This window comes from Serratia sp. LTN-2 (assembly GCF_059740205.1).
On record NZ_JCAXDO010000041.1, the window covers coordinates 1 to 7709 of the forward strand.

Genomic DNA, 7709 nt, shown 5'->3' on the forward strand with positions numbered 1-7709 from the left:
GTTCCCGGTCAGTGGAGGCGCATTATAGGGAGTTCTCGGCGGGCCGCAACCCCTAATTGCAAAAAACTTTTCAAGCGTTCAAATAATCACCAAAAACGCCTTTTTAGGATGTTTATCAGTCAAAAAATACCGGTTTTAGCGCAGTAATAGCGACAAACCCTGCAAACAGGAGCAAACAGGAGCAAACGAAGATAAAGAAAAGGGAGCGGTCGCCCGCTCCCTTTTATCTTTATTACGCTTAATCGCCGTTATTGGCGTGCGACGATATGGTCGTTTTCCACATCCAGCGTCACCAGCTTGCCGGGGATCAGCTTGCCGGACAGGATTTGCTGCGCCAACGGATTCTCGATCTCCTGCTGAATAGCGCGTTTCAACGGACGCGCGCCATAGACAGGGTCGTAACCGGTTTTGCTCAACAGCGCCAGAGCAGGCTCGGTCATCGTCACTTCGTAACCGCGCTCTTCCAAACGCTTGTACAGACGCGACAGCTGAATCTTGGCGATCGCAGCAATATGTTTCTCGCCCAGCGGATGGAACACCACCACTTCATCGATACGGTTGATAAATTCCGGACGGAAGTGGTGACTCACCATCTCCATCACCGACTCTTTCATCTGCGCGTAGTTCATCTGACCGAAATGCTCCTGGATCAGATCCGAACCCAGGTTGGACGTCATGATCACCACGGTATTGCGGAAATCGACGGTGCGACCTTGACCATCGGTCAGGCGGCCGTCATCCAACACCTGCAGCAGGATGTTGAACACGTCCGGGTGCGCTTTCTCGACTTCATCCAGCAGGATCACCGAATAAGGCCGACGGCGTACGGCTTCCGTCAGGTAGCCGCCCTCTTCGTAACCGACATAGCCCGGAGGCGCGCCGACCAGACGAGAGACGGAGTGCTTCTCCATAAACTCGGACATATCGATACGCACCATGGCGTCGTCGCTGTCGAACAAGAACGAAGCCAACGCCTTGCAGAGCTCGGTTTTACCCACCCCGGTCGGGCCGAGGAACAGGAATGAACCGATCGGCCGGTTCGGATCGGACAACCCGGCGCGGCTGCGGCGAATCGCATTGGAAACCGCGCTGACCGCTTCGTCCTGGCCGATAACCCGCGAATGCAGCTCTTGCTCCAGGCGCAGCAGCTTGTCACGCTCCCCTTCCAGCATTCTGGCAACCGGGATCCCGGTGGCGCGCGCCAGCACTTCGGCAATCTCCGCATCGGTCACCCGGTTGCGCAGCAGCTTCATGCTCTTGCCTTCGGCCTGCGTGGCGGCGGCGAGCTGTTTCTCCAGCTCAGGGATTTTGCCGTATTGCAGTTCCGACATCCGCCCCAGATCGCCGACGCGCCGCGCCTGCTCCAGAGTGATTTTGGCCTGTTCGAGTTCAGCCTTGATGTTCTGGGTGCCGGAGAGCGACGCTTTTTCCGCTTTCCACTCTTCTTCCAGCTCCGAATACTCGCGCTCTTTCTGCCCCAGCTCATCGCTGAGCATTTCCAGGCGTTTCTTGCTGGCATCGTCAGACTCTTTATTCAGCGCCTGCTGTTCCAGCTTCAATTGAATGATGCGGCGCTCAAGCCTGTCGAGCGATTCCGGCTTGGAATCCATCTGCATGCGAATGCTGGACGCCGCTTCGTCGATCAGGTCGATAGCCTTGTCCGGCAATTGACGATCGGCGATATAACGGTGCGAAAGCGTTGCCGCCGCCACGATGGCCGGGTCGGTGATCTGCACATGGTGGTGCAGTTCGTAACGCTCTTTCAGGCCGCGCAGGATAGCGATGGTGTCTTCCACGCTCGGCTCCGCTACATACACTTTCTGGAAACGACGTTCGAGCGCCGCATCCTTCTCTATATATTGGCGGTACTCATCCAGCGTGGTGGCACCGACGCAGTGCAGTTCGCCGCGCGCCAGCGCCGGCTTCAGCATGTTGCCCGCATCCATCGCGCCATCCGCCTTCCCGGCACCGACCATGGTGTGCAGTTCGTCGATAAACAGGATCACACTGCCTTCCTGCTTGGCCAAATCGTTGAGCACGCCTTTCAGGCGCTCCTCAAACTCGCCGCGGTATTTGGCGCCGGCGATCAAAGCGCCCATATCGAGGGACAATACGCGCTTGTGCTTCAGCCCTTCCGGCACTTCGCCGTTGATGATGCGTTGCGCCAGGCCTTCGACAATGGCGGTTTTACCCACGCCAGGTTCGCCGATCAACACCGGGTTGTTTTTGGTACGGCGCTGCAGCACCTGAATGGTGCGGCGGATCTCTTCGTCACGGCCGATCACCGGGTCAAGCTTGCCCTGCTCGGCGCGCTCGGTCAGGTCGATGGTATATTTCTTCAATGCTTGCCGTTGGTCTTCGGCGCCTTGATCTTCCACGCTGTCACCGCCTCTCATTTGTTCAATGGCTTTGCTGATTTTGTCGGCCGTCGCACCAGCCGCTTTCAACAAGTCGGTCAGCGAGCCGCGGTCTTCCAGCACCGCAAGCACAAACAGCTCGGAAGAAATGAATTTGTCCGCACGCTTCTGCGCCAGCTTGTCGCACAGGTTCAAAACGCGCACCAGCTCGTGGGACGGTTGAACGTCGCCACCGGTGCCTTCTACCTGCGGTAAACGGGACAGCGCCTGTTCGATCTCGGTGCGCACGCGCCCGGCATCGATACCTGCGGAAGTTAATAATGGACGAACCGTGCCCCCTTCCTGATTGAGCAGGGCGCTCATCAGATGTAGCGGTTCAATAAACTGGTTGTCGTGCCCAAGGGCTAGTGACTGGGCATCGGCGAGGGCAAGCTGGAATTTGTTGGTAAGACGATCCAGACGCATAACACCTCCAAGATGGGTCGAAATTGCTACTGGAGATTAAATGAGGTCATCCCTCAAATTTTCAAGGTTATCTCGACGCTAAATTTTCGGTACAACGCCATGCGTCGTTGGATCGTCCTAATTCAATAGGTTATATCAGCCAGATTAAACTTGCCAGACGTCCGGTTATTCCGTCGCGTCGATAGGAGAAAAAATGACTCGTTTCGTTAACCGTACAGCGGTCGCCGCCATAGATGGCTTGCACGCCCGCTCGCAACAAACGTTGGCGAGCCAGCAAGTAGATATTAGCCAAAAACTTATCGCCGTGCGGCGTAAACGCCGCCGCGGCTTCGGCGTCTTCCGCCATGAAAGCGGCGCGCACCTCCGGCCCGACCTCAAACTGCTGTGGGCCGATCGCCGGCCCCAACCAGGCGCTGATCTGGCCCGGCGCGGCGTTGAACGCCGCTACGGTTTGCTCCAGCACGCCGTGGCATAACCCACGCCAACCGGCGTGAGCGGCGGCCACTTCGTCGCCGCGCTGCGAGCAGAATAGCACCGGCAGACAATCCGCCGTCATCACGGCGCACACCTGCCCCGGCACATTGCTGTACACCGCATCCGCCCGCAGATCGGCGGGCGCTTGCCCGGCCAACGTCACCACGCGAGTGCCGTGTACCTGCTCGAGCCACACCGGCATTTGCGGCAAACCGGCGGCGATAACCAGCCGTTCCCGATTGCGCTTCACCGCTTGCACCTCGTCGCCGACGTGGGCGCCGAGATTCAGCGAGTCATAAGGCGCCAGGCTGACGCCGCCACCGCGCGTGGTGCTGCAGGCCTTAACGCCGGGAGGTAACGGCCAGTCAGGCAGAATGAGCGAGTTCATTACCAGTCCATCTGATCTTTGAATTCTTCGGTGTCCGCCTTCAGCGCATTGATCAGATCGACCATGTCCTGCGGCAGCGGCGCATGCCACTCCATCTGGATGCCGCTGATCGGATGGTACAAACGCAGCATGGTGGCGTGCAACGCCTGGCGGTCAAAGCCGCGCAGCGTGTTGATGAAGGCTTCCGAAGCGCCCTTTGGCGGACGTGGACGGCCGCCGTACAGCGGATCGCCCACCAGCGGATGACTGATGTAGGCCATGTGCACGCGGATCTGGTGAGTACGGCCGGTTTCCAGGCGCAAACGCAGGCGGGTATGCGCACGGAAGTGCTCCATAATGCGATAATGCGTCACCGCCGGTTTACCCATCGGATGCACCGCCATGTGAGTGCGTTTGGTGGAGTGGCGCGCGATAGGCTCCTCTACCGTGCCGCCTGCCGTCATGGTGCCGATCGCCACCGCTTCGTATTCACGGGTGATTTCACGCGCCTGCAGCGCTTCCACCAGCCGAGTTTGCGCCGGTACGGTCTTCGCCACCACCATCAGGCCGGTGGTGTCTTTATCCAGACGGTGTACGATGCCGGCGCGCGGCACGTCGGCGATTTCCGGGTAGTGATGCAGCAGCGCATTGAGCACCGTGCCATCCGGGTTGCCGGCGCCAGGATGCACCACCAAATCGCGCGGCTTGTTGATCACCAGGATGTCGCTGTCTTCATAGACGATGTCCAGCGCGATGTCCTGCGGCTCCCAACGCGCTTCTTCTTCTATCTGTGCATCGATGGCGACTGCCTCTCCGCCCAGCACCTTCTCTTTCGGTTTGTTTGACGTTTTGCCATTGACCTTCACCCGATCGCCCAGGATCCACTCTTTTATGCGAGATCGTGAATAATCAGGGAACAATTCGGCCAAAGCCTGATCTAAACGTTGTCCGAGTTGAGATTCGGCCACCGTTGCGGTGAGTTGTACTTGTTGTGCCATATGCAGCTTCTTCGTTAACGTTGGGTTTTCACGGCGATGCCGTTTAATATAATGTGCTATTGTACCTGGTCTTTGTCGGGAGCTTAACGGACAGTCTCCCGGAATAACACCCTGAGGATAATCAAAACGTCATGACGCGTATGAAATATCTGGTGGCGGCAGCCACGTTGAGCCTGGCGCTGGCAGGTTGCTCCACATCCAAGGATGCGGTTCCCGACAACCCACCTTCGGAAATCTATGCTACCGCGCAGCAAAAACTGCAGGACGGTAACTTCAAGGGCGCGATTACGCAACTCGAAGCGTTAGACAACCGCTATCCTTTCGGGCCGTATTCCCAGCAGGTCCAGCTGGATTTGATTTACGCCTACTATAAGGCTGCCGACTTGCCGATGGCTCAGGCATCGATCGATCGCTTCATGCGCCTGAACCCGACGCACCCGAACATCGATTACGTGATGTACATGCGTGGCCTGACCGACATGGCGCTCGATGACAGCGCGCTGCAGGGCTTCTTCGGGGTTGACCGTTCGGACCGCGATCCTCAGCACGCTCGCGCTGCGTTCCGCGACTTCAGCCAGTTGATTCAGCAATATCCGAACAGCCAATACGCAACCGACGCCAACAAGCGTTTGGTGTATCTGAAAGACCGCTTGGCCAAGTATGAGCTTTCGGTGGCGGAATACTACACTAAACGTGGTGCTTACGTCGCGGTCGTTAATCGCGCCGAGCAGATGTTGCGTGAATTCCCGGATACCAAAGCGACGCACGACGTGTTGCCGCTGATGGAAAATGCCTACAAGCAGCTGCAGCTGAACGGCCAGGCTGACAAAGTGGCCAAAGTGATCGCCGCCAACCCGCAATAATCGCGTATCGGCAACGATAGAAAAACCAAACGGCAGCCCAGGCTGCCGTTTTCATTGGCGTCGACCGGGTTTTACTGGAAAAATACACAAGTAAAAACACGGTGTTAGCGAGCGCTATTCACCGGTCAACTCATCGATAATGCGCCATCCGGCGGCAACTCTCAAGCATTAGATAATCAATTCAGATGCTGAATCACAGATTGAACTAACTTTGCAAAAAGTGACAAAAAATCGTGATTCACATCACGCATTTAAACAAAAAGCGGGGTATGCTGGACTCACCAAGACGGAAAGACAGAGAGGTAAGTTATATGACATTGAACATTACCAGCAAACAAATGGATATCACTCCCGCCATCCGCAATCACGTCGAAGACCGTCTCACCAAACTGGAAAAATGGCAGACCCAGCTGATTAACCCGCATATCGTCTTATCCAAAGAGCCGCAAGGGTTTGTCGCCGACGCTACCATTACCACGCCTAACGGCCCGCTGGTCGCCAGCGCCAAACATGACGACATGTATACCGCCGTTAATGAGCTTATCGCCAAGCTGGAGCGCCAGTTGAACAAGGTGCAGCACAAAGGCGAAGCGCGCCGCTGCAATGCCAGCGTGAAAGACATCGTGCCGGAAGTCACGCAAGAGCAGGAATAACCGTCCGACTGCGATTGCCGCATCAAACGCGCCCGAGGGCGCGTTTTTTGTCGGGTATTTTTGTTGACGGGCTAAAGGCCAGCGGTTACTTTAAAACCTGTTCACAACAACCTTAGGTAGACCATGCCACGCACACCGTTTTTCTTCGCATTCTTTTTTACCTTCCCCTGACTGGGAGGCGTTTCGTCGTGTGAGAAAGAATGCGAAGACGAACAACAAGGCCTCCTGGAGACAGGGGGCTTTTTTTATGGCTGTTTTACAACGAATAAGAACAGAAGGCGGAAGCTGATTATGACTGACAACCCGTTATTGGTGCTGCGCGAGCGCATCAGCGCACTGGACTTGAAACTGCTGGCTCTGCTGGCGGAACGCCGTGAGCTGGCGATCGAAGTCGGCAAGACCAAGCTGCACTCTCACCGCCCGATCCGCGATAAAGAGCGCGAGCGCGATCTGCTGGATGCGCTGATCGCCGCCGCCAAGCCTTACGACCTGGATGGCTTCTACGTCACCCGTCTGTTTCAACTGATTATCGAAGATTCCGTCCTGACCCAACAGGCGCTGCTGCAGCACCAGCTCAACCCCGTCAGCCAACACTCCGCCCGCATCGCCTTCCTCGGCCCTAAAGGCTCTTATTCGCATCTGGCGGCGCGCCAATACGCCGCCCGTCATTTTGATCGGCTGATCGAATGCGGCTGCCAGAAGTTTCAGGATATCTTCGCCCAGGTGGAAACCGGCCAGGCGGACTATGCCATTCTGCCGATCGAGAACACCAGCTCCGGCTCGATTAACGAGGTGTACGATCTGCTGCAACATACCAGCCTGTCGATCGTCGGCGAGCTGACTAACCCGATCAACCACTGCGTTCTGATCGCCGGCGACAGCGATCTTAGCCAGATTGAAACCGTCTATAGCCACCCGCAGCCGTTCCAGCAGTGCAGCCAGTTCCTGAATCGCTTCCCGCACTGGAAAATTGAATATACCGAAAGCACCGCCGCCGCGATGGAGAAAGTCGCCAAGCTGAATTCACCGAAGGTGGCTGCGCTCGGTAGCGAAGCCGGCGGCGCGCTGTACGGGCTGCAAGTGTTGGAGCACAACCTCGCCAACCAGCAACAAAATATCACCCGTTTCATCGTCTTGGCGCGCAAAGCGATCGACGTCTCCGAACAGGTGCCGGCCAAAACCACGCTGATCATGGCGACCGGCCAGCAATCCGGCGCGCTGGTCGAAGCGCTGCTGGTACTGCGAGACAACGGCATTATCATGACCAAACTGGAGTCACGCCCGATCAACGGCAATCCGTGGGAAGAGATGTTTTATATCGATGTGCAGGCCAACCTGCGCGCCGACGCGATGCAAAAAGCACTGCGCGATCTGGCACCGATCACCCGCTCACTGAAGGTGTTGGGTTGTTACCCGAGCGACACCGTGGTGCCGGTCAACCCGTCGTGAAACCATAATAAATATCCTCCGGCATAGCCGGAGGTTTTTCATATGCGCCTATAAGGCTCTGTTACCAGCCGCGCCCTAACAGG

Annotated in this window: 7 protein-coding genes and 1 other annotated feature; of the genes, 4 read left to right on the plus strand and 3 right to left on the minus strand. The window is 57.0% G+C overall.

Annotated elements, in window-relative coordinates; genetic code table 11:
* Nucleotides 1-248 precede the first annotated feature (248 nt).
* From clpB to rluD, 3 genes are all read right to left on the minus strand, one after another.
* Nucleotides 249-2822 carry an ATP-dependent chaperone ClpB gene (clpB, locus tag AC6BYQ_RS27785; RefSeq protein ID WP_004932446.1) on the minus strand — a complete coding sequence of 858 codons (2574 nt, stop codon included), beginning with the start codon at nucleotides 2820-2822 and terminating at the stop codon, nucleotides 249-251.
* Nucleotides 2823-2952: 130 nt separating this feature from the next.
* Nucleotides 2953-3684 (minus strand): purine nucleoside phosphorylase YfiH, encoded by a 732-nt coding sequence (yfiH, locus tag AC6BYQ_RS27790; protein WP_498057860.1) that lies wholly within the window; start codon nucleotides 3682-3684, stop codon nucleotides 2953-2955.
* A complete protein-coding gene (rluD, locus tag AC6BYQ_RS27795) occupies nucleotides 3684-4661 on the minus strand; it encodes a 23S rRNA pseudouridine(1911/1915/1917) synthase RluD (RefSeq protein ID WP_025159659.1) in 978 nt (325 codons plus the stop codon). Before rluD ends, yfiH begins: the two co-directional genes overlap by 1 nt.
* 131 nt (nucleotides 4662-4792) lie before the next feature.
* Between rluD and bamD the strand changes: the two genes are divergently transcribed.
* The 4 genes from bamD (at nucleotide 4793) to pheA (ending at nucleotide 7626) form a co-directional block, all read left to right on the plus strand.
* Nucleotides 4793-5524, plus strand: coding sequence for an outer membrane protein assembly factor BamD (gene bamD / locus AC6BYQ_RS27800; RefSeq protein WP_004932456.1), 732 nt, complete (start codon nucleotides 4793-4795; stop codon nucleotides 5522-5524).
* A 311-nt stretch (nucleotides 5525-5835) separates the two neighbouring features.
* Entirely contained in the window at nucleotides 5836-6177 is a 342-nt protein-coding gene (raiA, locus tag AC6BYQ_RS27805; RefSeq protein WP_004932457.1) for a ribosome-associated translation inhibitor RaiA, read from the plus strand.
* Nucleotides 6178-6299: 122 nt separating this feature from the next.
* Nucleotides 6300-6426 (plus strand) — a sequence feature (Phe leader region).
* Complete coding sequence (locus AC6BYQ_RS27810; protein WP_101428074.1) at nucleotides 6301-6348, plus strand: hypothetical protein; 48 nt, start codon at nucleotides 6301-6303, stop codon at nucleotides 6346-6348. Its footprint overlaps the feature before it by 48 nt.
* Nucleotides 6427-6468: 42 nt before the next feature.
* Complete coding sequence (pheA, locus tag AC6BYQ_RS27815; RefSeq protein ID WP_042783716.1) at nucleotides 6469-7626, plus strand: bifunctional chorismate mutase/prephenate dehydratase; 1158 nt, start codon at nucleotides 6469-6471, stop codon at nucleotides 7624-7626.
* The last annotated feature ends 83 nt before the right edge of the window (nucleotides 7627-7709 follow it).

Excerpts from the sequence above, each read along its gene's own strand:
- clpB (WP_004932446.1), bottom strand. The coding sequence starts at position 2,822 with ATGCGTCTGGATCGTCTTACCAACAAATTCCAGCTTGCCCTCGCCGAT.
- bamD (WP_004932456.1), top strand. The coding sequence starts at position 4,793 with ATGACGCGTATGAAATATCTGGTGGCGGCAGCCACGTTGAGCCTGGCG.
- rluD (WP_025159659.1), bottom strand. The coding sequence starts at position 4,661 with ATGGCACAACAAGTACAACTCACCGCAACGGTGGCCGAATCTCAACTC.
- yfiH (WP_498057860.1), bottom strand. The coding sequence starts at position 3,684 with ATGAACTCGCTCATTCTGCCTGACTGGCCGTTACCTCCCGGCGTTAAG.
- raiA (WP_004932457.1), top strand. The coding sequence starts at position 5,836 with ATGACATTGAACATTACCAGCAAACAAATGGATATCACTCCCGCCATC.
- pheA (WP_042783716.1), top strand. The coding sequence starts at position 6,469 with ATGACTGACAACCCGTTATTGGTGCTGCGCGAGCGCATCAGCGCACTG.